The organism is Serinicoccus chungangensis (assembly GCF_006337125.1).
Lineage (GTDB): Bacteria > Actinomycetota > Actinomycetes > Actinomycetales > Dermatophilaceae > Ornithinicoccus > Ornithinicoccus chungangensis.
The window spans coordinates 1,952,105-1,978,291 of the sequence record NZ_CP040887.1 but is presented as its reverse complement, the minus strand read 5'-3'; the positions used below and the strand labels follow the sequence as shown (position 1 = coordinate 1,978,291).

The following is a 26,187-nucleotide window of genomic DNA, read 5'->3' as shown; positions in this document are numbered from 1 at the left end:
TCAGTGGCAGGAGGAGCAGGTGCCGACGATCTCCAGCGTGTGCGCCACGTCGGTGAAGCCGTGCTCGGCGGCCACGGCGTCGGTCCAGCGCTCGACCGTGGGGCCCTCGACCTCGACGGTGCGTCCGCAGACCCGGCAGAGCAGGTGGTGGTGGTGCCCGGTGGAGCACTTGCGGTAGACCGCCTCGCCCTCGCCGGTGCGCAGCACGTCGACGTCACCGGAGTCCGCGAGGGTCGACAGGGTCCGGTAGACGGTCGCCAGGCCCACCTTCGCGCCAGACTCGCGCAGCTGCGCGTGCAGGTCCTGCGCGCTGGTGAAGTCCTGGGTCGAGCCCAGGGCGTCGATCACCGCCGACTGCTGGCGGGTGGGGCGTCGGGTCGTGGTCATCGGGTCACCTCCTCGCGGTCTCCCAGGGTATGCCGTCCCTGCCGGGCCCCGGTCACCCCTCCGGGGCCCGCCTCGGCGTCGGCGGACGCGTGGTCGGCGTGCTCGTCGTAGTGCCCCTCGTGCGCGGCGTGCCGGTGCCCGTCGTGCAGGTAGTCCACGTGGTCCCCGTGCACCACGGCCTCGTGGCCGCACCCCGGGCCGTGCTCGTGCAGGTGGCGCTCGGCGTGCCGGTGCCGGGTCGCGGCGACCGCGCGACGCAGGGTGCCGGCGAGGGCGGCGACCGCGAAGAGGGCGATGGCCAGCAGCACGATGGTGCCGCCGGAGGCGGTGTCGGCGTAGTAGCTCGTCGCCACCCCGCCCACCGAGGAGGCCACGCCGATCCCGACGGCCCACCACCCGGCGGCCCGGAAGCTCGCGGACAGCTGCTGGGCGGCCGCGTTGGGGATGATCATGAGGGCGCTGATGAGCAGCAGCCCGATGACCCGCATGGCGACGACGACGGTCACGGCGGTGAGCACCGCGAGGACGATGTTGAGCGCGAGGACGGGCAGGCCGGAGGCCCGGGCGTACTCCTCGTCGCCGGCGACGGCGAAGAAGCGCTGGCGCAGCACCACCGTGAGGACGACGATGACCGCCGACAGCGCCGCGAAGACGACGACGTCGGCCCAGGTGGTCGTGGTGATGGCACCGAAGAGGTAGCCGGTGAGGTTGGCGGTCTGCGCCCCGTCGACCTTGTTGATGATGACGACGCCGGCGGCGATGCCGCCGTAGAACATCAGGGCGAGCGCCACGTCGCCGGAGGTGCGTCCGCGGGCCCGGATGAGCTCGATGGACACGCCGGCCAGGACCGCGGCGACGAGCGCGGTCCAGACCGGGCTGGTGCTGGTCACGACGCCGATCGCCACCCCGGCGAGGGCGACGTGCCCGAGGCCGTCCCCGACGAGGGACAGCCGCCGCTGCACGAGGAAGATCCCGACCATGGGGGCGGCCAGGCCCACCACCAGCGCGGCCAGCAGCGCGTTGCGCATGAAGTCGAGCGCGAGCATCTCGCTCATGCCGCCCCCCGTCCGGCGGCGCGGGCGCGCTCGGCCTGGTGCGCGGCATACCCGTGCGGTGACCCGTCGAAGGCGAGGTGCCCGGCGTCCAGCGCCACGATCCGGTCGACGACCCCGCGCAGCGCCTCCAGCTCGTGGGTCACCACGAGCATGGTCGTGCCGCTCGTGGCGAGGCGGTGGAGCACGCCGGCGAGGACGCCCTGGCTGGCGTGGTCGACGCCGGCCGTGGGCTCGTCCATGACGAGGACGTCGGGCTCGGCGACGAGCGCCCGGGCGATGAGCACGCGACGCTGCTGGCCCCCGGAGAGGCTGTCGACGTCGAAACGCGCCCGGTCGGCCAGGCCGACGGTCTCCAGGGCACGGCGCACCGCGTCGCGGTCGCGGCGACCCGCGGGGCGCCACCACGGCCGGGTCGCGAGGAGCCCGGTCGACACGATCTCGCCGACCGTCGCCCGGACCCCGCCGGTGAGGGTATGACGCTGGGGCACGTAGCCGATCCGGGTCCGGTCCCGCAGCCGGTCCAGGGGGGTGCCGAGCACCTCGACGGTCCCGCCGAGGTGGTCGGACAGGCCGAGCAGCCCGGTGACCAGCGTGGTCTTGCCCGAGCCGTTCGGACCCAGGAGCGCGAGGACCTCACCGCGGGTGACCGTGAGGTCGATCCCGGTGACGACCGGGCGCCCGTGGTGGCCGAAGCTGGCCGCCCGCAGGTCGATGACCGTGGGGGAGGGGGCGTCGTCGGTGCTCACGAGCAGCCGAGGCCCTCGGTGAGGGCGTCGAGGTTGGCGCGCATGACCTCAAGGTAGTCCTCCCCGGCCGAGGCGTCGGTGAGGCTCTCGACCGGGTCGAGGGTGAGCACCTGGGTCCCGGTCTCCTGGGCGACCGTGCTGGCGATGGCGTCGCTGAGGATGGGCTCGGCGTAGATCGTGGTGACGTCGAGGTCCTCCACCTGGGCGCTCACCTCGGCGAGCCGGGCGGGGGAGGGCTCGGAGTCCGGGGAGATCCCGGTGATGCCGAGCTGGTGGAGGTCGTAGCGGGCCGCGAGGTAGCCGAACGCCTCGTGGGTGGTGACCAGGTCGCGGCTCTCGCACTGCGCCAGGCCGGCCGTGTAGTCCTCGTCCAGGGCGCGCAGGTCCTCGACCACGGCGGCGGCGTTGGTCTTGTAGGTGTCCGCGCCCTCGGGGTCGATCTCGGCCAGGCGGTCCGCGATCGCCCGGGCGACCTCGCCGTAGCGCTCGGTGTCCAGCCAGAAGTGCGGGTCCTCGCCCCCGTGGTCGTGGCCGTCGCCCTCCCCGGCGTGCTCGTCCTCGCCCTCCCCGGCGTGCTCGTCCGCGTGGGCCGCGTGCTCCTCGGCGTCCTCGCCGACGGCCATGAGGTCGGCCACGGGGGTGACGTCGAGCGCGTCGTCCGGCGCCTGGGCGGCGACCGCGTCGTCGACGGCGGCCTGCAGGCCGGAGGAGTAGACGACCAGGTCCGCGCTCCCGACGGTGCCCACCGCGCGCGGGCTCAGCTCGGCGTCGTGGGGGTCGGCGCCCGCCCCGGTGAGCACGGTGAGGTCGGCGCGGTCCCCGGCCACCCGCTCCACGAGGTACTCCAGCGGGTAGAAGCTCGCGACCACCTCGAGCGAGGCCTGCTCGCCGGACCCCTCCTCACCCGCGCCGTCGCCGCCGGAGGACGAGCCGCAGGCGCCGAGGGCGAGCGCGAGGCAGGAGGCGAGGATCACGGGGGTGCGCAGACGAGGCATACCCCCAGTGTCAGTAGATTGATAATGATTGTCAAAACGACAGGTATGCCGCGCGCCCGGGCCTCCCGACCCTCACCAGGGTGCCCGGTCAGCCGCGGGGGACCAGCTGGACGACCGTCACGGCGAGGAAGAGCAGCAGGACCGCCACCCGCATGACCCGCTCGACGCGGGTCAGCCGCGGCCAGGAGAGGTAGAGCAACCAGCCGACGAAGGCCAGGGCGACGCCGACGAGGACCCAGCCGACGGTGCCGCCGAGGATCCCCCCGCCGAGGATGAGCAGCAGCAGCGCCAGGAACGGCAGCCACACGGGCAGCCGGGCGAGCCGCAGCAGGGCCGGTCGGCTGGCCCGCTCGACCGCGCTGCGGACCGGTCCGGGGCCGCGCGCGGCGCTCGGTGCCCCGTGGTCGGGGGAGGGTTCGCTGGTGCTCACCGGCCCAGCCTAAACCTGGTCCGGAGGCCCTCGACACGGCACCTAGACTGGGCCACATGGCTCCCTCCACCGTCGATACCGTCGTGTCCCTGTGCAAGCGCCGAGGCTTCGTGTTCCCCTCGGGAGACATCTACGGAGGCACCCGGTCGGCCTGGGACTACGGCCCGCTCGGCGTCGCCCTCAAGGAGAACATCAAGCGCCAGTGGTGGCGCTCGATGGTCCAGACCCGTGACGACGTCGTCGGCCTGGACTCCTCGATCATCCTGCCGCGCCAGACGTGGGTGGCCTCCGGTCACGTGGGCGAGTTCTCCGACCCGCTCACCGAGTGCCAGTCCTGCCACAAGCGCTTCCGTGTCGACCACATGCAGGAGGCGGTGGCCGAGAAGGCGGCGCGCAAGGGCAAGGAGCTAGACCCCGACGACGTGCCGCTGGAGGACATCACCTGCCCGAACTGCGGCAACAAGGCGTGGACCGCCCCGCGTGAGTTCAACATGATGCTCAAGACCTACCTCGGGGTCATCGAGGACGAGTCCGGCCTGCACTACCTACGCCCGGAGACCGCGCAGGGCATCTTCGTCAACTTCGCCAACGTGCTCGGCACGTCCCGCAAGAAGCCGCCCTTCGGCATCGCCCAGACCGGCAAGTCCTTCCGCAACGAGATCACGCCGGGCAACTTCATCTTCCGCACCCGCGAGTTCGAGCAGATGGAGATGGAGTTCTTCGTCAAGCCGGGCGAGGACGAGGAGTGGCACCAGTACTGGATCGACGAGCGCACCCGGTGGTACACCGACCTCGGGATCGACCCCGACAACCTGCGCCACCTCGAGCACCCCTCCGACAAGCTCTCGCACTACTCCAAGCGCACCGTCGACATCGAGTACCGCTTCAACTTCGCCGGCAGCGAGTGGGGCGAGCTCGAGGGCATCGCGAACCGCACCGACTTCGACCTGTCCACGCACAGCCAGCACTCGGGCCAGGAGCTGTCCTACTTCGACCAGGCCAGCGGGGAGCGCTACGTCCCCTACGTCATCGAGCCGGCGGCCGGGCTGTCCCGCTCGCTCATGACCTTCCTCGTCGACGCCTACGCCGAGGACGAGGCGCCCAACACCAAGGGCGGCGTCGACAAGCGGGTCGTGCTGCGGCTCGACCCGCGCCTGGCCCCCGTCAAGGTCGCCGTGCTGCCGCTGTCGCGCAACGCCGACCTCACCCCCAAGGCGAAGGACCTCGCCGCCCGGCTGCGCCAGCACTGGATGGTGGACGTCGACGACGCCGGGGCGATCGGCAAGCGCTACCGGCGCCAGGACGAGATCGGCACGCCCTACTGCGTCACCGTCGACTTCGACACCCTCGAGGACCAGGCCGTGACCATCCGCGACCGCGACTCGATGGGCCAGGAGCGGGTCTCGCTGGACCAGGTGGAGTCCTACCTCGCGCAGCGCCTCGTCGGCTGCTGAGGCGCGGCCCCGCCGTCGCCCGGCGGCGGGGTATGCCCTCAGCCCCCGGTGAGCAGGCCCACGCCCAGCGCCAGCATGACCAGGGCGATGAGGGCGTCGAGCACCTGCCAGGCCCGGGGCCGGGCCAGCAGCGGGGCCAGGCGGCGGGAGCCGAACCCCAGCGCGCTGAACCACAGGACGCTGGCGCCCACGAGCCCCGCGTAGTACCACCACCGGCCCTGCGGGCCGTGCGTGTTCGCAATGGACCCGAGCACGATGATGTCGAGGTACAGGTGCGGGTTGAGCCACGTCAGGGCGGCCATGGTGGTGAGCGCTCGGCGCAGCGACACCTGTCGGCCCCCGCCGGCGACCAGCGTCTCGCCCGGGCGCATGGCCCGCCAGCCCACGTGCAGGCCGTAGCCGATGACGAAGAGCCCTCCGCCCCATCGCGCGACGGTGAGGAAGGCCGGCCACTGCTGGACCGCCGCGCCGACGCCGAGCACGGCCAGCCCGATGAGCACGACGTCGGAGGCGGCGCACAGCGTCACGAGCGCGCCCACGTGCTGGCGGCGCAGGCCCTGACGCAGCAGGTAGGCGTTCTGCGCACCGACCGCGGCGATGAGGGCCAGGCCGGTGAGCAGGCCGGCGGCGACGAGCGGGAGGGGCATGGTCACCACGGTAGGCCGCTCCGGGCCAGACCCAGGCATCAAGCGCCACGAAGGATGATGCAGAACCTGTAGCGTCTCTTCACATGGACCTGGACCCCGTCGCGCTGACCACGTTGAGCGCGGTCGTGCAGGAGGGGACCTTCGACCGGGCCGCCACCCGGCTGCGCATCACCCCGTCGGCGGTGTCCCAGCGCATCCGGGCACTGGAGCAGGCGCTGGGTCGCGTCGTCGTGACCCGCACCAAGCCGACCCGCGCGACCCCGGCCGGCGAGGTGCTGCTGCGCCTGGCGGGGCAGTGGGACGTGCTCCTCGGCGACGCGCTGGCCGAGCTCGTCCCCGAGCCCGACGGCACGGCATACCCGGCCGTGGCGGTGGTGGTCAACGCCGACTCCCTGGCGACGTGGCTGCTGCCGGCGCTCGCCCGCGCCCAGGCCGAGCTGGGGGTGGTGCTCGAGCTGGTCCGCGAGGACGAGGAGTACGCCTCCGACCTGGTGCGGGCCGGCTCCGCGCTCGCGGCCGTCACGGCCGACCCGACCCCGGTGCCGGGCTGCCGGCTGACCTCGCTGGGCGCGATGCGCTACGTCGCCACGTGCTCGCCGGGGTTCCACCGGCGGTGGTTCGCGCAGGGCCCGCGGGCGAGCGCCCTGGACTCCGCCCCGATCGTGCGCTTCGACGCGCGGGACCGGATGCAGCACCGCGTCGCGCGGCGATGGGCGCGCCGGGAGGTCGACCCGCCGGCCCACGTCATCGCCTCCAGCCACGGCTTCGCCGACGCGGTGGTCCTCGGGATGGGGTGGGGGATGCTGCCGGTCGAGTGGGCGGCCCCGCTCCTCGAGGACGGGACCCTCGTGGTGCTCGGACCGCGCGCGCAGATGGAGGTGCCGCTGCACTGGCTCAGCGCGCGCCTGTCCTCGCGCACCCTGGACGTGCTCACCCGCTGCGTCACCGAGCAGGCGTCGACGACGCTGGCGCCGCACCGCGGCCGGCCCGCAGCGGCCCGGGACGGTGGGACAATGGCCTCGTCATGACGATCACCGCACCAGTCCTGCCGCCCCTGCAGATCGGCCCGCACACCATCGACTCGCCGGTGGTGCTCGCGCCCATGGCCGGCATCACCAACCGCGCCTTCCGGCGCCTGTGCCGGGAGTACGGCCAGGAGGGCCTGGCGGCCGCCGGGTCCGCGGGCGGCTCGGACTGCCTCTACGTCAGCGAGATGATCACCTCACGGGCCCTCGTCGAGCGCACCCCGATCTCGATGAAGCTCATCGAGCACGGCGAGGGGGAGTCGCCGCGCTCCATCCAGCTCTACGGCGTCGACCCCGCGACCGTCGGCGCGGCGGTCCGGATGCTGGTCGAGGAGGACCGTGCCGACCACGTCGACCTCAACTTCGGCTGCCCGGTGCCCAAGGTCACCCGCAAGGGCGGGGGAGCGGCGCTGCCGTGGAAGACCGAGCTCTTCCGGGGCATCGTGCGGGAGGCGGTCCGCGAGGCCACGCCCGCGGGCATCCCGGTGACGGTGAAGATGCGGGTCGGGATCGACGCCGACCACGAGACCTTCCTCGACGCCGGGCGCATCGCCGAGGACGAGGGTGCGGCCGCGGTGGCGCTGCACGCCCGCACGGCGGCGCAGGCCTACTCCGGGCAGGCCGACTGGAGCCGCATCGCCGAGCTTAAGGCCGCCGTCACCTCCATCCCCGTCCTGGGCAACGGCGACATCTGGTCGGCCGAGGACGCGCTGGCGATGGTCGAGCGGACCGGCTGCGACGGCGTGGTCGTCGGGCGCGGCTGCCTCGGACGACCGTGGCTCTTCACCGACCTGGCCGCCGCCTTCGCCGGCTCCTCGGTGCGGGTGGAGCCGACCCTGCGGGAGGTGTGCCGGGTGCTGCGCCGGCACGCCGAGCTGCTGGCCGACTTCCACGGCGACGAGGGCCACGGCTGCCGCGACATCCGCAAGCACATCGCCTGGTACACCAAGGGCTTCCGGGTCGGCGGCGAGCTGCGCCACCAGCTCGGCCTCGTGCACACCCTCGCCGACCTCGACCGCCTCATCGACAGCCTGGACCTCGACCAGCCGTGGCCCGGCGAGGCCGCCGAGGGCCAGCGGGGCCGGGCGGGCTCGCCGCGGGTCGTCGCCCTCCCGGACCGGTGGCTGGAGGGGCGCGACCTCGACGGCGGGCAGCGGGCGGCCGTCGCGCACGCCGAGCTGTCGGTGAGCGGCGGCTGACGGCTCAGCCTGCACCCGCGGCGGCGTGCTCCTACGGTGGAGCCATGGGACATCTCGATGGAAAGACCGTTGCCTTCCTCCTCACCGACGACTTCGAGGACAGTGAGCTCACCAGCCCCTGGGACGCCGTGGTCGAGGCCGGCGGGACGCCGCGTCTCGTCGCCCCGGAGTCCGGCACCGTCACCGGTAAGAACGGCCACACCCAGGACGTCGACGTGGTGGTCGCGGACGCGGACCCCGCCTCCTACGACGCGCTCGTCCTGCCCGGTGGCGTCGGCAACGCCGACAACCTGCGCATGGACTCCGACGCCGTGGCCTTCGCCCGGCACTTCGGGGAGCAGGCCAAGCCGGTGTCGGTCATCTGCCACGGTGCCTGGATCCTCACCGACGCGGCCGTGCTCGACGGCCGCACGATGACCTCCTTCCCCTCGCTGCAGACGGACCTGCGCAACGCGGGCGTCACCTGGGTCGACGAGGAGGTCGTCGTGGACGACTGGCTGGTCTCCAGCCGTACCCCGGCGGACCTGTCCGCCTTCAACCGCGAGCTGGTCCGCTCGGTCGGCGGCTGATCACCGCTCCACGGGGCGGTCGGGGTCGCTGACCCAGTCGCTCCAGGAGCCGACGTAGACCGCCGGGCGAGGGCCCACCCCGCGCGCCTCCAGGGCCAGCGCGAGGTGGGCCGCCTGCACCCCCGACCCGCAGTAGACCGCGGTCGGGCGGTCGGTGCGGCCGCCCGCGTCCGTGAGCGCGGTGACCACGTGCTCGGCGTCGACGAGGCGGCCCTCCGGACCGAGCAACGAGAGCGCCGGCAGGCTCAGGGCCCCCGGGACGTGTCCGGCGACCGGGTCGATGGTCTCGTTCTCGCCGCGGTAGCGGTCGGCAGGTCGGGCATCGAGCACCTGGCCCCCCGCGGCCTGGTGCTCGACCAGCCCGTCGGCGTCGAGCAGCTCCCGACCCGGCCCGCCCACCGGCAGGACGACGTCGCCCTCCGGGGTGTCGACCGGGCCGGAGGCGGTGGGCAGGCCGGCAGCCCGCCAGGCGGCCAGCCCGCCGTCGAGGACGGCCCCCTCGAGACCGTGGTGGGCGGCGACCCACCACGCGCGTGCGGCACCTAGTCCGGGCCCGGCGTCGTAGAACACCACCGGACGTCCGTCCTGCACCCCCGCGGCGCGCAGTCCCTGCTCGACGGTCTCCCGTGCGGGCATCGGGTGGCGCCCGCCCCTCCCGTCGGGGGTTGGCGGACCGGACAGGGCCGCCTCCAGGTCGAGGAAGGCCGCCGCGGGCAGGTGCTCCTCGAGGTAGGCCGCGTGGTTGGCCTCCGGTCCCGCGCCGAGCGACCACCGGACGTCCACGAGGACGGGCCGGGAACCCGGTGGGCCGACGAGGCCCGCCTGCAGTTCGTCGACGGTGACCAGCGGACCGGTGGGGGAGGTGCTCAGGGTCATGCGGCGCACCCTAGCGCTCGTCCCGGACAGGCTCGGGCCGGACGTGGCACAGTGAGGACCATGTGCCGCAACATCCGCCCGCTCCACAACTTCGAGCCCCCGGCCACCCGCTCCGAGGTCCAGGCCGCCGCGCTGCAGTACGTCCGCAAGGTCGGCGGCGCCAGCAAGCCGTCCCGCGCCAACGAGCAGGCCTACGCCACGGCGGTCGCCGAGATCACCCGGGTCACCGAGGAGCTGCTCGACGCGCTGGTGACGAGCGCCCCGCCCAAGGACCGCGAGACCGAGGCGGCCAAGGCCCGGGCCCGCGCCGCCCAGCGCTACGCCGCGTCCTGATGGCGACGCGGGCCGACCGCGGGCGTCACCTGCTCAACTGGGTCAACCTGTCGACGCCCCTGGGCCTGGCGGTCGCCGGCCTCGGCGGGGCCAGGATCCGCCGCGGCCCGTCCCGGTGCTACCTCGCCGACCACTACCGGTGGTCCTTCCCCGTCGCCGGTGTCTTCACCATCGGTGACGTGGTCATCTCCCGCCACGACCTGGACCGGCTGGCGGCGCACCGGCCCGGGCTCCTGGACCACGAGCTCACCCACGCCCGGCAGTGGGCTGCCTGCCTCGGGCTGCCGTTCCTCCCGCTCTACCTCGCCTCGATGGGGTGGTCCTGGCTGCGGACCGGGGACCGGGCGGCCCGCAGCGTCTTCGAGCGGCACGCCGGTCTGGAGCGCGGCGGCTACGTCGACGTCCCGGCCCGTCCGCTCGGCCCGGTGCTCGCCCAGGGTGCGCGCCGGGTGCGCGACCGCGCCCGCGGGCGCGACCGCATACCCTCGGCGGTGTGAGCGTCCAGCCGACCGGTGAGTATGCCGCCTCCGCGCGCGAGCGGTGGGTGGCCGAGGACCCGGCCCAGAAGCGGTCGGACCGTCAGGACTTCGCCCGGGACCGGGCCCGGGTGCTGCACTCCGCGGCGCTGCGACGTCTGGCCGCGACCACCCAGGTCCTGGCCCCGACGACCGACGACTTCGTGCGCAACCGGCTGACCCACTCCCTCGAGGTCGCGCAGATCGGTCGTGAGTTCGGCGCCGCCCTCGGGTGCGACGCGGACGTCGTCGACACCGCCTGTCTCGCCCACGACATCGGGCACCCACCCTTCGGGCACAACGGGGAAGCCGTGCTGGACGCGCTGGCGGGGCCGGCCGGTGGCTTCGAGGGCAACGCCCAGACCCTGCGCGTCCTCACCCGGCTGGAGGCCAAGCGCAGCCACGAGGACGGCCGGCCGGCCGGGCTGAACCTCACCCGGGCCAGCCTGGATGCGGCCACGAAGTACCCGTGGCCGCGCGGGGAGGGTCCGCCGGGGGTGGGACCAGGCAAGTTCGGGGTCTACGACGACGACCGCGACGTCTTCGCCTGGGTGCGCGACGGCGCCCCGCTCGACGAGCCGCGGCGGCGCTGCCTGGAGGCGCAGGTGATGGACTGGTCGGACGACGTCGCCTACTGCGTCCACGACGTGGAGGACGCCATCGCCTCGGGCCGGGTCGACCCCCGGTCCCTGGACGAGGAGGACGTCCAGGCCACCGTGGCCGCGCTGGCGCAGGACTGGTACGCCGCGGACCTCACCCAGGACGTCCTGCGCGGCGCGCTCAGCGACATCCTCGCCACCGGCTGGGTGCCGACGAGGCACACCGGCACCCGGGCCGACCTCGCGGCGCTCAAGGACATGACCTCCCGCCTGATCGGGCACTTCGTCCACACCGTCGAGCTCGCCACCCGGGACCGGCACGGGCCGGGACCGCTGACGCGCTACGCCGCCGACCTCGTGGTGCCGGACCGGGTGCGGGCGCAGGCCGCGGTGCTCAAGGCGGTCGCCGCCCACTTCGTCATGCTGAGCGAGGAGCGCCGCACGACGATGGAGCGCGAGCAGCACATCCTCACCCGGCTGGTGGAGCACTACTCCGGGGACGTCCACCGCCTCGACCCCCTGCACGCCGAGGCCGCGCACGCGGCCGAGCGGGCGGGGGACGACGCGGCCCGCCTGCGGGTGGTGGTGGACCAGGTGGCGAGCCTGTCGGACGCCCGGGCCCTCGCCGTGCACGCCCGGCTGGAGGCCCGGTGAGCGTGCTGGGGTCGACCGACCGTCCGGTGGTCGGCGCGCCCATGGCGGGCGGTGTCACGAGCCCGCTGCTCGTCGCGGCGGTCAGCGACGCGGGTGGGCTGGGCATGCTCGCGGCCGGCTACCAGACCCCCGAGTGGCTCGCCGCCGACCTCGTCCACGTGCGCGACCTGACCACCCGGCCCTTCGGGGTGAACCTCTTCGTGCCGCACCCCCTGGACCGTCCTGCCCTGGAGCCCGAGGTCGAGGCCTTCGCCCGGCGCATCGCCCCGGAGGCGGCCGACCTCGGCGTCCGGCCGGGGACGGTGAGCTGGCACGACACCGACCACTGGGAGGCGAAGGTGCAGCTCGTGGAGACCCTGGCCCCACCGGTCGTCTCCTGCACCTTCGGGGTGCCGGACGCCGAGGTGGTCGACCGCTGGAGACGCGCCGGTTGCGAGGTCCACGTCACCGTGACCTCGCCCGCGGAGGCCTGCGCGGCCGCGGCGGGGGGAGCCGACGTGCTCGTGCTGCAGGGGCAGGAGGCCGGCGGCCACCGGGGCACCCACGACCCGGGTGTCGATCCCGAGCCCCTGGACCACCTCGGGCTGCTCGAGCTCGTCCGCCCGACGACCGACCTGCCGCTGGTCGTCGCGGGCGGCGTCACCACCGCGGGCGACGTCCGACGGGCCCTGTCCGGAGGCGCGGCGGCGGCGCAGGTCGGGACCGCGCTCCTCCTGGCCCCGGAGTCCGGCGCCGGCCGGACCTACCGCGAGGCGCTGCGCGACCCGCGCCTCGCCGAGCGGGTGCAGACGCGGGCCTACTCGGGCCGCGTCGCCGGCGCCCTCGCCACCGGGTGGACCCGACGGCACGGCGACGCGCCCCGGGCCTTCCCCGTCGTCGACCAGCTCACCCGACCGCTGCGGCGGGCCGCCGCCGAGGCCGGGGACGTCGACCGGCTCCACCTCTGGGCGGGCAGCGGGTGGCGCGCCGCCCAGGAGCGCCCGGCCGGGGAGATCGTGCGGGAGCTCGCCGGGTGAGCCTTCTCAGGGCCGTCCTGCCCTCCGGGGTCGAGCTCGGGCGGGTGGACCCGCTGGGCGGGTCGGTCCGCTCGGAGGTGCACCGCTGCGAGGTCCTCGCGGGCCCCGCCGGCTGGGGCGGCACCGTGGTGGTCAAGAGGTTCCTGCCCCAGCCCGAGGGGCGGGGCGCCGCGATGGGGTGGCGCCGGGAGGTCGCCGGGCTGCGGCACCTGCGCGGCTCGCCCCGCCTGCTCGCCCTGGACGAGGGCACCCAGACCGTCGTCATGGAGGACCTCGGCCGCCACCCGACCCTCGCGGACGCCCTGCTGGGGGAGGACGCGGAGGGGGCGTGGCGGCATACCGTGGCGTGGGCGGGGGCGCTCGGGGGTGCGCTCGCCGGTGGTGCGACCGTGGAGGCGGCCCGCCGGGACCTGGGCGGCGCGCTGGCGGCGGAGGACCGTCGGTGGCAGGTGGACTACCCGCGGCGGGGGCTGGAGCGCCTCGCCGGGGCGGCGGGCATCCGCGCGGGGCGGGCGGCCGCGGCGCAGGCGCGTGACCTGGTCGACGAGCTGCAGCACGACACCGCCCGGCACGTGGTCGGGCCGGGGGACGCGTGCCCGGACAACGCGGTGCTGACCCCGGCGGGCGTGCGGCTCCTCGACCTCGAGGGCACCGGGGTCCGGCACGTGGCCTACGAGGCGGCCTACGCCGCCGAGCCGTTCAGCACCTGCTGGTGCGTCTTCACCCCGCCCGCCGGACTGACCGACGCGACGCTGGCGGCGTTCACCGACGCGGCCTCCGGGGCGGTCCCGGGGCTGACGGAGGACGCGGACTGGCCGCGGCAGGTGCGCGGTGCGGTCGCCCTGTGGGTGCTCGCCGGGACGCTGTGGCTGCTCGACGGCGCCGTGGCCGACCGGACGATGGCGCCCGCGGGCCGCACCGGGCCGGCCTTCCGGGCGCTGCTCGTCGCCCGCTGGCGCTGGGTCGTGCGCGAGTGCGCGGTCGAGCTGCCGGACATCGCGGCCGCCTGCGAGGAGGCGCTCGCCTGGGCCGGCCGGGCCTGGCGGGAGAGCGACCTGGTCCTGCCGCCCTACCCGGCGTTCGGGTGAGGCTCAGGTGGTGCTGCCGGGCTCGAGCCGGGCACCCGCCGCCACGCTCGTCCCGCGCCGCACCTGGCTGTCCTGACCGACGAGGGTGACCGTCTCGTCGGTCAGACGGGTCCCCGGCGGGCAGGCGCCGACGGTGGCGTCCCGGCCGACGCGGACGCCCCGGTCGAGGATGCTCGTGCGCACCCGCGCCCCGGCCTCGACGAGCACGTCGTCGAGCAGCACGCTGTCCTCGACCACGGCCCCGGCCTGGACCTGCACGCCTCGTCCCAGCACCGAGCGGACGACGCGGCCGCGGACCCGCGAGCCAGGCCCGACCATGGCGTCCACGAGCTCGCCGTCCGCGCCCACCCAGCCGGGCGGTCCCGGGAGGGTCTGCCCGAGGACGGGGCGGTCCGGGTGCCCGAAGACGTCGACCTTGCCGGTGAGCAGGTCACGGTGCGCCTGCAGGTAGGCGTGCGGCCGGCCCACGTCCTTCCAGTAGCCGGTCATCGGCGTGGCGTAGACGTGCCCGCGCCGCACGAGGGCGGGCAGCAGGTGGTCACCGAAGTCTCCGAGGCCGGTGTCCCGGTCGTCGTCGGCACCGGACTGCAGCGCGGCGTGGAGGTGCTCGAGCTCGGTGAGCAGGGTCTCCGGGTGGTAGAGGAAGATCTCGCTGGCCACCGTCCCCGAGTCGGTGGAGGAGGGCTTGGCCCGCACCGCGCTCACCCGCCCGTCGGCACCGTGGTGGACGACCACCTTCTCGGTGGCCTCCTGCACCCCGGTCTCGGCGGTGACCAGGGTGCACTCCGCGCCGCGCTCCAGGTGCTGCGCCACGACCGGTCGCAGGTCGAGGTTGAAGACGTGGTCGGCGGACAGGACGAGGAGCACGTGCGGGTCGGCGACCCTGATGGCCTCGCGCATCCGGAAGAGGCCGTCGGCGTTGCCGTGGCTGAAGCCCTCCTCGTGCGCCGGGCCCGTGCCCTCCTCGGGCGTGAGCCGACGGAAGCCGCCCCGGGTCCGGTCCAGGTCCCACGGCCGGCCGCCCGCGAGGTAGCCGTCGAGGGAGGAGGACTGGAACTGGACCGACACCCACACGTCGCTCACGCCGGCGGCCGCCAGCACCGACAGGGGGAAGTCGATGAGCGCGTGGCTGGCGGCGAAGGGCAGGGCGGGCTTGGCGCGCTCACGGGTGAGCACGTCCATCCGGCTGCCCTGCCCACCGGCCTGCACCACGGCGAGGGTCCGCAGGTCGACGGGGATCGAGGTCACGGCAGACACCGTAGTGCCGAACCCGGCGGTGCGCCGACCGGGCGGGCGCCGGGACTCAGTCGGGGTCGTCCGGGGTCGCGGCGCCCTCCGCCTCGTCGCGGGCCGCCCACTCCAGCAGGGGCGAGAGGTCGAAGACGGCCTCGTCGATGCCGGCGTGGAGGTCTCCGTGCTCGGCATACCGGCCGGGCATGGTGCGGACGGTGAAGTCGCCCGGCTCGCAGTCGGCGACCTCCTCCCACCGCAGCGGTGCCGAGACACGGGCGTCCGGGGTCGCGCGGACGGAGTAGGCCGCGGCGATGGTGTGGTCACGGGCGTTCTGGTTGAAGTCGACGAAGACGCGGCGCGGGTCGCGGTCCTTGCGCCACCACACCGTGGTCGCCTCCTCGGTGCGTCGCTCCACCTCCCGCGCGAACGCGAGCGCCGCCCGGCGGACGTCGGTGAAGCCGTGCTCGGGCGGGATCCGCACGTAGACGTGGATCCCCTTGGACCCGGTCGTCTTGGGCCAGCCCACCGCGCCCAGCTCGGCCAGGACCTCCTGGACCACACCGGCGACGCGGCGCACCGTGGGGAAGTCGCAGTGGTCCCCGGGGTCGAGGTCGATGCGCCACTCGTCCGGCTGCTCGACGTGTCCGCGCCGGCTGTTCCACGGGTGGAACTCCACGCAGCTCATCTGGACCGACCAGATCACCTGGGCCAGCTCGGTGACGCACAGCTCGTCGGCCGTGCGGTTCCAGCGCGGGAAGGTGACGTGCACCGTCTCCATCCAGTCCGGGGCGCCGCGCGGCAGCCGCTTCTGGTGCACCCGCTCGCCGGTGATGCCCTGGGGAAAGCGGTGCATCATGCAGGGCCGCTCGCGCAGCGCGGTGACGACGCCCTCGCCGACGGACAGGTAGTAGTGCGCCAGGTCGAGCTTGGTCAGCCCGAGGTCGGGGAAGTAGACGCGGTCCGGGTTCGAGATGCGGACCGTGCGCCCACCCACCTCGAGCTCGGTGGACGGGCTGCTCGCCGGGGACATGGGCTCAGGCTACGGGCTCGGGGTATGCCGTGCCCGTCACGGCGGCGTCGTGCTGGGGCTCCTGCCCGGCGGGCTGCTCCGGGCGGTCGTCCGACGCCGTCGGCGCGGGGCGGACGAAGAGGCTCAGGACGAGGACGCAGACCGCGATGCCGGTCGAGACGAGCAGCGCGGTGCCGATGCCGCCCTCCAGGGCCTCCCGCTCGCCGAGCCCCGAGGCGCCGAGCTGGAGGGCCCGGGTCTCCATGACGGTGACGACCAGGGCGGTCCCGGCGGCGGCGGCCACCTGCTGGCCGGTGCCGACCATCGCGCTGCCGTGGGAGTAGAGCCGGCCGGGCAGCGAGCTGAGACCGGTGGTGAAGCACGGCGTGAAGAGGCAGGCCAGCGACAGGCTCACGACGACGTGCAGGCCGACCAGGCCCCACCAGGGCACCTGGTCCGCGAGCAGCGCCATCCCCGCCATCCCGGCCACCAGCCCGGCACCACCGGGGATGACGAGCGGGCGAGGCCCGACGCGGTCGTAGACCCGCCCCACGGTGGGCCCGAGCAGACCCATCGCCAGACCACCGGGCATGAGCATCAGGCCGGAGGCCAGCGTGCCGAAGCCGCGCACCTGCTGGAGCAGGATCGGCAGCAGCAGCATCGCGCCGATGAGTGCCATGAAGCCCAGGCAGAGGAGGGCGAGGGGGACGACGTACCGGGTGATGCGCAGGGCGCGCAGGTCGAGGAAGACGAGGGACTCGTCCCGCCTCGCCAGCGACAGCTGGCGCCACACGAAGACGGCGAGCGCACCGACCCCCACGCCGAGCGACCAGGCCGGTCCGACCGGACCGGCGGCGCCCTCGCCGAGGGCGGACAGGCCGTAGACCAGACCGCCGAAGCCGAGCGCGGTGAGCAGGGCGCTGAGCACGTCCAGCCGCGCGGCGCGGCCGGGCTCGTCGCCGCGCAGCAGGCGTCCTCCGGCGAGGGCCATGAGGAGGGCGATCGGCAGCACCAGGCCGAAGAGCCAGCGCCAGGAGGCGAACTCCAGGATGAGCCCGGAGACGGGCGGGCCCATCGCGGGCGCGACCGAGATGGCGAGGGTGAGGTTGCCCATGACGCCGCCGCGGCGCTCCGCCGGCACCAGCGTCATGATCGTGGTCATGAGCAGCGGCATCATCACCGCCGTGCCGCTGGCCTGCACGACGCGGGCGAGGAGCAGGACCTCGAAGGTCGGCGCCGCCGCGGCGAGGGCGGTGCCGGCGATGAAGACCCCCATGGCCAGGAGGTAGGCCGTGCGCAGGCTCAGGCGCTGCAGCAGCCAGCCGGTCATCGGGATGACCACCGCCATGGTGAGCATGAACCCGGTGGTGAGCCACTGACCGGTGCCCGCGTCGACCCCGAAGGCGTCCATGAGCGGCGGCAGCGCGTTGAGCATGAGCGTCTCGTTGAGGATGACCACGAAGGCGGACGCCGTGAGCACCCGGAGCACCAGCCGCACCCGCGCCTCGTCCGGAGGTGCGGCGGTGGTGGTGCGCTCGGGCGCTGTCGACACAGGGGTCTCCTCGCAGGTCATGGTGGGTAGGACGGCCGTGGCCGGGACAACTCATCGGCGGGCGGTCGCATTCCATCCTAGACGCCGGCCCGCCTCGTCGTCCCCAGGTTTCCGGCCGGCCCGGGAGGCGTCGGTGACGCGACCTAGACTCGGGGACGAGCGCGTGGAGCGGAGGAGGTGGCGGTGCCGAGGATCAAGGACGAGGACGTCAAGGCGGTCAAGGAGCGGGCCTCCATCGAGGAGGTCGTGCGCGAGCACGTGACGCTGCGCACGGCCGGGGTGGGGGCGATGAAGGGGTTGTGCCCGTTCCACGACGAGAAGACGCCGTCCTTCCAGATCCGCACCACGGTTGGCAGCTACCACTGCTTCGGGTGCGGGGTGGGCGGGGACGTCATCTCCTTCCTCATGGAGATCGACCACCTCACCTTCTCCGAGGCGGTGGAGCGCCTGGCCGACAAGCTGGGGATCACGCTGCGTTACGAGGAGACGGGTCCTGGCGGTCGCGGCCGGGGGGAGCAGGCGCCGGTCGGGCAGCGGACCCGGCTGATGGAGGCGCACCGGGTGGCCGAGGAGTTCTACCACGAGGCGCTGCTGCGGTCGGGGGAGGGCCGCAAGGGCCGGGACTTCCTGCGCGACAAGGGCTTCACCGGCGGCCACGCCGCGCAGTTCATGGTGGGGTATGCCCCGCGCGAGGGCACCGCGCTCGTCTCGCACCTGCGGCTCAAGGGGTTCACCGAGGAGGAGCTGGTGCTCGGGGGGCTGGCGAACCGGCGCGGCCGCGGTCTCTCGGACCGGTTCCAGGGGCGCGTCCTCTGGCCGATCCGGGCGATCACCGGCGACACGGTGGGGTTCGGGGCGCGGCGGCTCTTCGACGACGACTGGAGCCCGGCGAAGTACCTCAACACCTCCGAGACGCCGATCTACAAGAAGACCGGCGTGCTCTACGGCCTCGACCTGGCCAAGAAGGCGATCTCGACCGAGCGCACCGCGGTGGTCGTCGAGGGCTACACCGACGTGATGGCGGCCCACCTGGCCGGGGTCGGCACGGCCGTGGCCACCTGCGGCACCGCCTTCGGCAGCGACCACATCTCGATCCTGCGGCGGATCCTGCGCGACGAGGCCGGGCGCGCCCCGGCGCGGGTCATCTTCACCTTCGACGGTGACGCCGCAGGGCAGAAGGCGGCGATGAAGGCCTTCGAGCAGGACCAGCGCTGGGCGGCCCAGTCCTACGTCGCGGTGGCCGCCGACGGGCAGGACCCCAACGACCTGTGGATCGCCACCAAGGACGACGAGGGGGAGGAGCAGGGACGCGCCGTGCGGGAGCTCGTGGCCTCGGCGACGCCGCTCTTCGAGTTCGCGGTCCGCACGACGCTGGCGCCCTACGACCTGTCCGAGGCGGCGCAGCGGGTGCAGGCCGTGCGGGCGGTGGCACCGATCCTCGCCCAGATCAAGGACCGCACGCTGCGCCCCGAGGTCGTCCGGGACGTCTCCGGGTGGATGGGCATCGACCCGGACCTGCTGACCACCGAGGTCGCCCGGGCTGCCAGCCGACCGGCCCCTGCGGCGCCGGCGGCCCGTCAGCAGACGTCTCCGGCGGAGGAGGGTCCTCCTGCGCCGACGCTTCCGCACCCCGACCTGCGCGACCCGGTCCAGGTCGCCGAGCGACAGCTGGTGCAGGTGGCGCTCCAGTACCCCCTGGCCGTCGTGCCCGAGGACATGGACGAGCTGGAGCCCGAGGCGCTGCGTGCGCCGATGCACCGGGCGGTCTGGCACGCCATGCGCCAGGCCGGGGGCATCGAGGGGGCGGCGCAGCGCAGCGTGCGGGGCTGGGTGGAGGCGGTGCTCGCGGGGACCCCGCCGCCGGTCCACCCGCTCGTGCACGAGCTGTCCGTGGCGACGCTCCCGGACCGCCTCGACCCCGACACCGGTATGCCCCGGGAGGCCTTCGTCGACTGGCTGGTCCTGCGGGTGCGGCTGGCCGGCGTCGAGCAGGAGGTGGCCGACCTGCTGGGTCAGCAGTCCCGGGCGCCGGAGGGCAGCCCGGACAAGCGTCGGCTGGACGAGCGGCTCATGGAGCTGCACCGCGAACGGGCCCGGTTGCGGTCCAGGATGGAGTGAGAGATGCCGTGGTTCAGGACCCGCACGATCGGGGCGACCCCCGAGCCGGAGGGTGACCCCACCGACCTGCCCGCGGCGGTGAGGCCCACGCTGGGAGGCGGTGAGCAGGTGCTCGCCAGCGCCCAGGAGGACGGCGCCGGTCACTGGGTGGTGCTGACGACCTTCCGCCTCCTCGAGGTGGCCGACGATGGGGAGGTGCTGCTCGAGCGGCCCTGGCACGAGGTGGACACCGGCGCCTGGGACCCCGACCTGTGGGCGCTCGCCGTGTCCTTCGTCGATCAGCTCGGCGGTCGCCAGTGGGTGCTGCAGCGGCGCACCGGGCCGGGCATGGTGCCGCAGGTCTTCCGGGAGCGCACCTCGGCGAGCGTGGTGCTGCTGCGCTCGGTCGACCTCGGTCCGCGCCGCACCGCGCGGGTGAGCATCCGCAAGGTGCTGCCCACCCGCGAGCTCCTCGAGCAGGTCCTCTGGGGCCGCGGGGCGGGGGAGTCCGACGCCGAGCTGGCTGCGGCCGTCCGGTCCGCACGCACCGACCTGCGCGACCAGGTGGGCCTGCCCCCGCAGCCTCCCGAGGACCGGCTCGGCTGAGGTGGCGCAGAATTTCGGCGGACGGGCCAGCTCTTGCTAGAGTGCCTGCTGCACGATCCCCTGTAGCTCAATTGGCAGAGCAGCCGGCTGTTAACCGGCAGGTTACTGGTTCGAGTCCAGTCGGGGGAGCGCACTCACACCCCCTCTGACCAGCTCAAATAGGTCAGAGGGGGTTTTCCGTGGGGGCTACGTGGGAGATGGCAGCACCCCGCTAAACGACGAGGGCGGTCTTGTCAGGGTCCCGTTGGAGGTGCTTGCGATGCCCTCGGGACCTCTGCGGCACGCCGACTAGCCCCTGACTTTGCGTTGCGGACGGCGCCCTTGCCTCGGGCGGCGGCCTCGGGCGCGTTCACACCCAGACCGGCTAGTTGAGCGAGGGAGGGCACGGTCACTGGCGGCGTTGAGACGCACCTCCCTCGACGACCAGCGCCATGAGCGACTTGCGGCAGACCCGGACGTGTGCGGAGGCTGGCGATCTCAGACCCAGCATCCGGCTCGCCACGCCGAGTGAACGCACTGAAGCGTTTGTGCGTGCATCGCGTGACATACTGAAGTTCGTCCTAGCCGAACGGCGGCCTCGGACACCCGGTTCAGGAGGATCGCCCATGAGCCCCGACTCGCCCGCCGAGGTTCTCGGCTCTGAGGCGCCCGGTTTGCGTGATCTTCTGGTCGAGATTGTGCGGGCGCGTCATGCCCGCGCGGCTGAGGCGCATCTGGTCGCCGAGTCACGGTACGCGATGGGCTTCGGAAGCCAGTGGCGCGACTTGCTGGACGACACGCGCGACGCACTGAAGGCTCGCGGCTTCCGATCCTGCAAGCTGTCTCCCGGCGGGCACGAGATCCCCGTCGTCAACGACTGCTTGGTGTACGTCTGGCGCGTCCCGAACAGCCCGAACGCCGTGAGTGAGTTCGCGTCAAGCCCGACCCGCAGGCACAGCTTCACGACTGCTCCGCTCGACCCAGCGCTGTGGGAGCCGAGCCTGTCGGACGAGGAGGAGTTGGCCCAGGACCCTACGTATGAGGGTGAGGTCGGCCCGGTGCTCCAGGCGGTCGGCGACAGCATGCCGCTGGTACTCGTGCTGGTCGCGTCGACCCCGCGGCAGTTGCAATCGATCGTGTGGGCTGTCGCCATGCTCCACGGCGATGGCACGGTCGAGTTACGTGGGCAGGAAGTCGTTTGGGAGCCGGAGCCTGTCATTGAAGGTAACGCATCGCGTGTCGAGGCGTTCGACAGCGGGTCACCGGTGTTGCCGAAGGTCGAGCCTCGCAAGGAGGAAGGCTCGGGGCCAAATGCCTGAGGACCGCCTAGGCCTCTTCGAGCTTCCGACCGGGAGGACCGGCCGGTTCGAGCCAGCACGGCTGACCCAGGTGCGGGCGCGTCGCGGCATCAGCAAGGCCGATCTGGCCACCTTCGTCGGCGTCTCGGCCGCGGCGATCGGCCAATACGAGGCCGGAGTGAACTCGCCGCGCCCGGAGGTCCTCGACAGGCTGGCAGAGGCTCTCAAGGTCCCCCCCCAGTTCTTTGGCGCCGGCCGTCCCATGGCTCGCATTGACGCGGTCAGCGCGCACTTCCGCAGTTTGAGGTCAGCTCGTGTCAGCGACCGCCAGAAGGCGCTGGCCACCGCCACCTTCGTGTGGGAGCTGACGTTCGCGCTCGAGCGGTACGTACGGCTGCCCGAGGCGGATCTCCCTTCACTCCCGCCCGGGACGAGGCCAACCGAGGCCGCCGCGGTGCTGCGGCGGTATTGGGGCCTGCTGGACGGGCCCGTGAAGCACCTGGTCGCCACGGCGGAGTCTCGCGGGATTGTGGTAGTTGTGCGCCCCCTGCACGAGATCGACGCAGTCGACGCCTTCTCGGCGGTCATCGTCGATCGACCGGTCATTATGACTACCCCGCGCCGCAGCGAAAACGTCTTCCGCCACAGGTTCTCAGTCGCCCACGAGATCGGACACCTGCTGCTGCACGGCGACTCTGGCGAGCACAGCGCGACGGTCGAGCAGGAGGCCGACGAATTCGCCGCTGCGTTCCTGACTCCGGCGGCCGCTATGGACGCGGCGCTCCCGCAGCGGCTCGACTTGGCGGCCCTGGACCGGCTGGGACGGACTTGGGGAGTCTCGCCAAAGTCGCTCGTGCGCCGAATGGTCGAGCGCGGCCGGACCAGCGAGTCGTCGGCACGGCGGGCCTACCAGCGCCTCTCTATAACCGACGACCCGCGGGCCGACCCTACCAACGCGTACCCGGGAGAGATACCGTCGCTGCTGAAGAAGGCCGCGGCTCTTGCCGGCGATAACGGAGCGGGACTCCCGGCCCTCGCTGAGGCGCTGAAGCTCAGCCCGGCGCAGGTGCGCGACCTGCTGGGCGACGCCGACGAGCGCCCGGTCTTGCGGCTCGTGAACGGCCAGGGCTGACCGGTGGCGTCCGTAGTGCAGCAGGTGCGCAGCACGGACAGCGCTATCCGCCACAACATCGAGCGCTACGCCGATGACCGCGGGTTCCTATCGCAGAACCTTCTCGCCCAACTCCGGAATCTGGTTGAGGGGCTTATCGTCTGGTCGCACCTCGGCGACCCGTCCGCCGAGTTTCACTACAACCGGGTGGGCCCCGCGCTGGAGGCAGTCAAGGCAACGGCCAAGTTCCGGCTGTTGAGCCGGTTCCACAACCTGCTCCAAGCCAGCACTTCGCACTACACGCTGGATGAGGACCCTTCCGAGCGGCTGATGCTCAAGTACTACGAGTACCTGCTCCGCGCGCGTGACTTCGCGCTGAGGGAGTTCGGCATCGCCATCCTCGGCAACCTGGAGTTGTTCCCGGTCGATCTTGACCCGTCTCTCCGCGAGTACCACGCGAAGATCGCCTCGCGCATCGAGGATGCCCGGGCGACGCCGACGGAGCCACGCCGCGAGCGCTACTACGTCCACAGTTCGCGGCCGTTCTTCGTCGGTGGCCGGATCTACTACGAGGTGACGTTCTCGCACGCCCACGACTGGACCAGCAAGTTCGATCGCATGATCGCGTTCACCGACGTCGACATGACCGACAAGTACGCGGCGTACCTGGACCTGTCGAGCGAGTCGATCACGGTGCTCGGCCAGACCATGCCGATCCTGATTATCCGTGCCTGGGAGGTCTCGATCCGCCCGTGCGAGCTCGAGCACTTCGCCCGCATCTTCGGTCCGGCGTCGCAAGTCCAGTCGAGTCACGCCGAGTACCGCAACCTGATGCGCTACCTGACGACGACCCGCTCCAGCCTCCTCGACTTAGTCGACATGACGGATGCGAGCTACAGCCAGATCCGCGACTGGGCCCTCCAGGACTCGCGCCGCTCAGCGGTGATCTTCCCCGCACTCGACGAGGCCCGGAAGGTTATCCGCGCAAACCGACCGGGGTCCCGGGTGCTGCGGTACCTGATGCTCCAGATGCGCAACCGTGTCATCAAGGCCCAGTACGACCCGGAGCCGAACGGTTGGCTATGGGGACTCCGGCTTACCTCACGAAGCAGCCCGTTCGACAAGATGCCGTTCTGCACCGCTCCGAGCGGGCACGTTCCACGGTTCGGAGATCTCGCGGAGAGTCTGGACGCGAGCGGCCGAGAGCACGAACTGCTGGCACGGCGCGTGAGGAACAACGTCGAGCAGCATGGCGCTATCTACACCCCGGCTACAGAGTGCGAAGATCTCGGCGACGTGGACGAGCTGATCGCCAGGCACAACCGACTCCTGCCGCCGACCGACCGGCACGCGCCTCGGAAGCTCAAGCACGAGAATCGGCACGTCTTTATTGTCGGCTACGAGGACGACACGGTCGCGATCATCGAGAAGCTGCAGGAGATCGCTGGCGAGGGTCTCAACGGGCATGCCGATGACGTGCAGGACTGGCTGCATGCGAACCCTGGCCGGATCGACGATTCCTCGAAGGCGGAGGCCCTGAAGGCTCTCTTTGAACAGTCGAACGTCGCGCTCGTCATGGGAGCGGCCGGCACCGGGAAATCGACGATGGTCAACCACATCGCCAACTACTTTGCAGGCAGTAGCAAGCTATTCCTTGCGCACACGAACCCAGCCGTCGACAACCTAAAGCGCCGCGTCGACGCGCCGAACACGGAGTTTCGAACCATCACCGGTCACATTTTCAAGGCTCAGGACTTTGGCTCGAGGTACGACGTGGTGGTCATCGACGAGTGCAGCACCGTCGACAACGCGAGCCTGCTCAAGGTGCTGGGCTGCACCGAGTTTGACCTGCTCGTGCTCGTCGGCGACGTCTACCAGATCCAGTCGATCCAGTTCGGCAACTGGTTCAGCCTAGCCCGCTCCTACATCCCCGAAGGCTCCAAGTTCGAGCTCACTAAGCCGTTCCGGACCGAAGATGACGCGCTGCTCACGCTCTGGGACCGAGTGCGCAGTCTCGACGACCGCATCGAGGAGTCGCTTTCGAAAAATGGCTACTCGATGGAACTAGGCGAGGAACTGTTCACGCGCTGGCGCGATGACGAGATCGTCCTTTGCCTCAACTACGACGGCCTGTACGGCATCAACAACGTGAACCGCTTCCTGCAGGCGGGCAACCCCAGCCCAGCGGTCGGCTGGGGTGAGTCGACCTACAAGGTCGGCGATCCTGTGCTGTTCAACGAGACTGACCGGTTCCGGCCCGTCATCTTCAACAACATGAAGGGCAAGATCGTCGCCATTGATCGCGCTCCCGGGCGTATCACCTTCGATGTCGACCTCGAGCAGCAGGTCACCGAAAGCGAGGTGGCCTTTACGGAGCTCCGCTGGGTAGGGGAGTCGACGGTCCAATTCGATGTCTTCGAGCGCGCGAGCAGCGACGAGGACGACGACATGCTCAACACGCTTATCCCGTTTCAGATCGCATACGCGGTGTCGATCCATAAGGCGCAGGGCCTCGAATACGACTCGGTCAAGGTCGTGATCACCGATGCGAACGAGGAACGGATCTCGCACAACATCTTTTATACGGCGATCACCCGAGCACGACGACGGCTCGGGATCTTCTGGACTCCAGAGACGCAGCAGCGGATCCTGAGCCGGCTAGCGGTGCGCGAGAACATCAAGGACGAGAGCCTGCTGAAGGCCCGCCGCGGCGTCGTGCCAATGGGTACCCGGCCAACAAGGACGAGGGCGCGCCCCCGACCGTAGCCGTCAGCCCCGGAGCGACTGTCGGCAGCGAGGCGGCCATGGACCCCAGCAAGGCTCATAGGATCTCAGCCCAGCGTCTGAGCCCAAGCGCGATTTCGTCGTCAGCGAGACAAGAAATCGGACCGGGCGGCGTCCGCACTCGGTGCTGTCGGCTACGGACGAAGTCCCAGGACCGGAAAGATGCAGGCGCCTCGTCCGAATCTCGGCGAGTCGCGATGTCACGACCCTCGCGTGTCGCGGAGGCCCTGAGGGTGCGCGAAACCTCCGGACGCGACGGTGACCCATTCTGGGCGGTATGACGTATGTGGCTGAGGGGGAAATGCGACCACGTGTCCGTGTGCTGACGGGAGCCGGCACGATTTAGCAGTCTGGTGGTCCGGGCTCGCGGCGTACCGCCGCCGGGACGTGAGAGCTTCGAGTCCCTTCACGTCCACCTAGTCACTGGCGATCGTCCAAACCTCTGAACTGCTAGAAGGCAAGTTTGGGCCCCCTTTCACTCCCACCAGGTGGTCCATCGTGCATCTTGCGTGCATCTTGAGGCACCAACGGCAGGATGGCAGCGCCGACGCCGGCCGGCGTCGATCAGGCTCTGCGAAGCCATGCCCGCGCTTGAATGCGTCTCCGCAAGGCGGTCGGCATCGGGGCTGGGTGTCCTCGCGCCCCCGCGAGACGCAGCAGAGGGGTGTTGTCTAGCCCCGCCAAGCCAGGAAGGCGACTGCGGGATCGGCCAGGTGGCAGATGGTGGGATGGCCGGCCAGTAGCCGTGGCAGGCTGCGGCGTGAAGGTAGAAGCACGGTGACCTTTGCCGTGACCACTCCGCCTTGAGTTGGGTGTTCGGGCTACTGCGGTAGGCAGACGCGGCGCGTCATAGCAGACGGTGTGCCTGGCTGGGCCACGGCGCGTGAGATGGGGGTGAGATCAAGAGGGATCGCCGCTGATCGCAGGCAC

The 26,187-nt window shown here is 72.3% G+C and carries 24 protein-coding genes and 1 tRNA gene; 15 read left to right on the top strand and 10 right to left on the bottom strand.

Features of this window, described 5'->3' with window-relative positions:
- From FHD63_RS08930 to FHD63_RS08910, 5 genes are all read right to left on the bottom strand, one after another.
- Entirely contained in the window at positions 1 to 387 is a 387-nt protein-coding gene (locus FHD63_RS08930) for a Fur family transcriptional regulator (protein ID WP_139721758.1), read from the bottom strand.
- A complete protein-coding gene (locus tag FHD63_RS08925; RefSeq protein ID WP_139721757.1) occupies positions 384 to 1,442 on the bottom strand; it encodes a metal ABC transporter permease in 1,059 nt (352 codons plus the stop codon). Before FHD63_RS08925 ends, FHD63_RS08930 begins: the two co-directional genes overlap by 4 nt.
- The gene (locus tag FHD63_RS08920; protein ID WP_139721756.1) at positions 1,439 to 2,188 is read right to left on the bottom strand and encodes a metal ABC transporter ATP-binding protein; all 750 of its coding nucleotides are present in this window, start codon (positions 2,186 to 2,188) and stop codon (positions 1,439 to 1,441) included. Before FHD63_RS08920 ends, FHD63_RS08925 begins: the two co-directional genes overlap by 4 nt.
- Positions 2,185 to 3,183 (bottom strand): metal ABC transporter substrate-binding protein, encoded by a 999-nt coding sequence (locus FHD63_RS08915; protein WP_139721755.1) that lies wholly within the window; start codon positions 3,181 to 3,183, stop codon positions 2,185 to 2,187. The genes FHD63_RS08920 and FHD63_RS08915 overlap by 4 nt, the downstream gene beginning before the upstream one ends.
- An 88-nt stretch (positions 3,184 to 3,271) precedes the next feature.
- Positions 3,272 to 3,613, bottom strand: a complete 342-nt coding sequence (locus FHD63_RS08910; protein ID WP_238705599.1) for a DUF6703 family protein — start codon at positions 3,611 to 3,613, stop codon at positions 3,272 to 3,274.
- A 56-nt stretch (positions 3,614 to 3,669) separates the two neighbouring features.
- Here FHD63_RS08910 and FHD63_RS08905 point away from each other — a divergent pair, with 56 nt between their 5' ends.
- Positions 3,670 to 5,067, top strand: a complete 1,398-nt coding sequence (locus tag FHD63_RS08905; RefSeq protein ID WP_139721754.1) for a glycine--tRNA ligase — start codon at positions 3,670 to 3,672, stop codon at positions 5,065 to 5,067.
- Between the two features lie 38 nt (positions 5,068 to 5,105).
- Here FHD63_RS08905 and FHD63_RS08900 read toward each other — a convergent pair whose 3' ends face one another.
- Entirely contained in the window at positions 5,106 to 5,714 is a 609-nt protein-coding gene (locus FHD63_RS08900; protein ID WP_139721753.1) for a LysE/ArgO family amino acid transporter, read from the bottom strand.
- 83 nt (positions 5,715 to 5,797) lie between these two features.
- Here FHD63_RS08900 and FHD63_RS08895 point away from each other — a divergent pair, with 83 nt between their 5' ends.
- Genes FHD63_RS08895 through FHD63_RS08885 form a run of 3 tightly spaced genes read left to right on the top strand, consistent with a single transcriptional unit; the run spans position 5,798 to position 8,507 of the window.
- On the top strand, positions 5,798 to 6,742 hold the full coding sequence (locus tag FHD63_RS08895; RefSeq protein WP_139721752.1) for a LysR family transcriptional regulator ArgP: 945 nt from the start codon (positions 5,798 to 5,800) through the stop codon (positions 6,740 to 6,742).
- Positions 6,739 to 7,938 (top strand): tRNA dihydrouridine synthase DusB, encoded by a 1,200-nt coding sequence (dusB, locus tag FHD63_RS08890; protein ID WP_139721751.1) that lies wholly within the window; start codon positions 6,739 to 6,741, stop codon positions 7,936 to 7,938. The genes FHD63_RS08895 and dusB overlap by 4 nt, the downstream gene beginning before the upstream one ends.
- A 44-nt stretch (positions 7,939 to 7,982) precedes the next feature.
- Positions 7,983 to 8,507, top strand: a complete 525-nt coding sequence (locus tag FHD63_RS08885) for a type 1 glutamine amidotransferase domain-containing protein (protein ID WP_139721750.1) — start codon at positions 7,983 to 7,985, stop codon at positions 8,505 to 8,507.
- On the opposite strand, the gene FHD63_RS08880 is transcribed toward FHD63_RS08885, so the two are convergent.
- The gene (locus tag FHD63_RS08880) at positions 8,508 to 9,383 is read right to left on the bottom strand and encodes a sulfurtransferase (protein WP_238705598.1); all 876 of its coding nucleotides are present in this window, start codon (positions 9,381 to 9,383) and stop codon (positions 8,508 to 8,510) included.
- 60 nt (positions 9,384 to 9,443) lie between these two features.
- Between FHD63_RS08880 and FHD63_RS08875 the strand changes: the two genes are divergently transcribed.
- From FHD63_RS08875 to FHD63_RS08855, 5 genes are read left to right on the top strand one after another with little or no spacing between them, the layout of a single operon-like run.
- Positions 9,444 to 9,716 carry a DUF2277 domain-containing protein gene (locus FHD63_RS08875; protein ID WP_139721749.1) on the top strand — a complete coding sequence of 91 codons (273 nt, stop codon included), beginning with the start codon at positions 9,444 to 9,446 and terminating at the stop codon, positions 9,714 to 9,716.
- Entirely contained in the window at positions 9,716 to 10,213 is a 498-nt protein-coding gene (locus FHD63_RS08870; protein WP_139721748.1) for a hypothetical protein, read from the top strand. Before FHD63_RS08875 ends, FHD63_RS08870 begins: the two co-directional genes overlap by 1 nt.
- On the top strand, positions 10,210 to 11,484 hold the full coding sequence (locus FHD63_RS08865; protein WP_139721747.1) for a deoxyguanosinetriphosphate triphosphohydrolase: 1,275 nt from the start codon (positions 10,210 to 10,212) through the stop codon (positions 11,482 to 11,484). The genes FHD63_RS08870 and FHD63_RS08865 overlap by 4 nt, the downstream gene beginning before the upstream one ends.
- Positions 11,481 to 12,500 (top strand): NAD(P)H-dependent flavin oxidoreductase, encoded by a 1,020-nt coding sequence (locus tag FHD63_RS08860; RefSeq protein WP_238705597.1) that lies wholly within the window; start codon positions 11,481 to 11,483, stop codon positions 12,498 to 12,500. Before FHD63_RS08865 ends, FHD63_RS08860 begins: the two co-directional genes overlap by 4 nt.
- Positions 12,497 to 13,588 carry a hypothetical protein gene (locus FHD63_RS08855; RefSeq protein WP_139721746.1) on the top strand — a complete coding sequence of 364 codons (1,092 nt, stop codon included), beginning with the start codon at positions 12,497 to 12,499 and terminating at the stop codon, positions 13,586 to 13,588. Before FHD63_RS08860 ends, FHD63_RS08855 begins: the two co-directional genes overlap by 4 nt.
- A 3-nt stretch (positions 13,589 to 13,591) precedes the next feature.
- Here the strand turns inward: FHD63_RS08855 and FHD63_RS08850 are convergent, their stop codons facing one another.
- From FHD63_RS08850 to FHD63_RS08840, 3 genes are read right to left on the bottom strand one after another with little or no spacing between them, the layout of a single operon-like run.
- The gene (locus FHD63_RS08850; RefSeq protein WP_139721745.1) at positions 13,592 to 14,836 is read right to left on the bottom strand and encodes a glucose-1-phosphate adenylyltransferase family protein; all 1,245 of its coding nucleotides are present in this window, start codon (positions 14,834 to 14,836) and stop codon (positions 13,592 to 13,594) included.
- 55 nt (positions 14,837 to 14,891) lie between these two features.
- The gene (gene ligD, locus FHD63_RS08845; RefSeq protein ID WP_139721744.1) at positions 14,892 to 15,851 is read right to left on the bottom strand and encodes a non-homologous end-joining DNA ligase; all 960 of its coding nucleotides are present in this window, start codon (positions 15,849 to 15,851) and stop codon (positions 14,892 to 14,894) included.
- Positions 15,852 to 15,855: 4 nt separating this feature from the next.
- Entirely contained in the window at positions 15,856 to 17,382 is a 1,527-nt protein-coding gene (locus FHD63_RS08840) for an MDR family MFS transporter (protein WP_238705596.1), read from the bottom strand.
- A 183-nt stretch (positions 17,383 to 17,565) separates the two neighbouring features.
- Here FHD63_RS08840 and dnaG point away from each other — a divergent pair, with 183 nt between their 5' ends.
- From dnaG to FHD63_RS08810, 6 genes are all read left to right on the top strand, one after another.
- Positions 17,566 to 19,500 carry a DNA primase gene (gene dnaG / locus FHD63_RS08835; protein WP_139721742.1) on the top strand — a complete coding sequence of 645 codons (1,935 nt, stop codon included), beginning with the start codon at positions 17,566 to 17,568 and terminating at the stop codon, positions 19,498 to 19,500.
- A 3-nt stretch (positions 19,501 to 19,503) separates the two neighbouring features.
- On the top strand, positions 19,504 to 20,085 hold the full coding sequence (locus FHD63_RS08830) for a hypothetical protein (protein WP_139721741.1): 582 nt from the start codon (positions 19,504 to 19,506) through the stop codon (positions 20,083 to 20,085).
- Positions 20,086 to 20,141: 56 nt separating this feature from the next.
- Positions 20,142 to 20,214: transfer RNA gene (locus FHD63_RS08825), tRNA-Asn, on the top strand.
- Positions 20,215 to 20,690: 476 nt separating this feature from the next.
- Positions 20,691 to 21,383 carry a hypothetical protein gene (locus FHD63_RS08820; protein WP_139721740.1) on the top strand — a complete coding sequence of 231 codons (693 nt, stop codon included), beginning with the start codon at positions 20,691 to 20,693 and terminating at the stop codon, positions 21,381 to 21,383.
- Positions 21,376 to 22,494, top strand: coding sequence for a helix-turn-helix domain-containing protein (locus FHD63_RS08815; RefSeq protein ID WP_139721739.1), 1,119 nt, complete (start codon positions 21,376 to 21,378; stop codon positions 22,492 to 22,494). Before FHD63_RS08820 ends, FHD63_RS08815 begins: the two co-directional genes overlap by 8 nt.
- 15 nt (positions 22,495 to 22,509) lie before the next feature.
- Complete coding sequence (locus tag FHD63_RS08810; protein ID WP_238705595.1) at positions 22,510 to 25,239, top strand: ATP-dependent DNA helicase; 2,730 nt, start codon at positions 22,510 to 22,512, stop codon at positions 25,237 to 25,239.
- Positions 25,240 to 26,187 lie beyond the last annotated feature (948 nt).

Excerpts from the sequence above, each read along its gene's own strand:
- FHD63_RS08915 (WP_139721755.1), bottom strand. The coding sequence starts at position 3,183 with ATGCCTCGTCTGCGCACCCCCGTGATCCTCGCCTCCTGCCTCGCGCTC.
- FHD63_RS08885 (WP_139721750.1), top strand. The coding sequence starts at position 7,983 with ATGGGACATCTCGATGGAAAGACCGTTGCCTTCCTCCTCACCGACGAC.
- dusB (WP_139721751.1), top strand. The coding sequence starts at position 6,739 with ATGACGATCACCGCACCAGTCCTGCCGCCCCTGCAGATCGGCCCGCAC.
- FHD63_RS08905 (WP_139721754.1), top strand. The coding sequence starts at position 3,670 with ATGGCTCCCTCCACCGTCGATACCGTCGTGTCCCTGTGCAAGCGCCGA.
- FHD63_RS08875 (WP_139721749.1), top strand. The coding sequence starts at position 9,444 with ATGTGCCGCAACATCCGCCCGCTCCACAACTTCGAGCCCCCGGCCACC.
- FHD63_RS08815 (WP_139721739.1), top strand. The coding sequence starts at position 21,376 with ATGCCTGAGGACCGCCTAGGCCTCTTCGAGCTTCCGACCGGGAGGACC.
- FHD63_RS08930 (WP_139721758.1), bottom strand. The coding sequence starts at position 387 with ATGACCACGACCCGACGCCCCACCCGCCAGCAGTCGGCGGTGATCGAC.
- FHD63_RS08895 (WP_139721752.1), top strand. The coding sequence starts at position 5,798 with ATGGACCTGGACCCCGTCGCGCTGACCACGTTGAGCGCGGTCGTGCAG.
- FHD63_RS08900 (WP_139721753.1), bottom strand. The coding sequence starts at position 5,714 with ATGCCCCTCCCGCTCGTCGCCGCCGGCCTGCTCACCGGCCTGGCCCTC.
- FHD63_RS08820 (WP_139721740.1), top strand. The coding sequence starts at position 20,691 with ATGAGCCCCGACTCGCCCGCCGAGGTTCTCGGCTCTGAGGCGCCCGGT.
- FHD63_RS08925 (WP_139721757.1), bottom strand. The coding sequence starts at position 1,442 with ATGAGCGAGATGCTCGCGCTCGACTTCATGCGCAACGCGCTGCTGGCC.
- FHD63_RS08880 (WP_238705598.1), bottom strand. The coding sequence starts at position 9,383 with ATGACCCTGAGCACCTCCCCCACCGGTCCGCTGGTCACCGTCGACGAA.
- ligD (WP_139721744.1), bottom strand. The coding sequence starts at position 15,851 with ATGTCCCCGGCGAGCAGCCCGTCCACCGAGCTCGAGGTGGGTGGGCGC.
- FHD63_RS08830 (WP_139721741.1), top strand. The coding sequence starts at position 19,504 with ATGCCGTGGTTCAGGACCCGCACGATCGGGGCGACCCCCGAGCCGGAG.
- FHD63_RS08870 (WP_139721748.1), top strand. The coding sequence starts at position 9,716 with ATGGCGACGCGGGCCGACCGCGGGCGTCACCTGCTCAACTGGGTCAAC.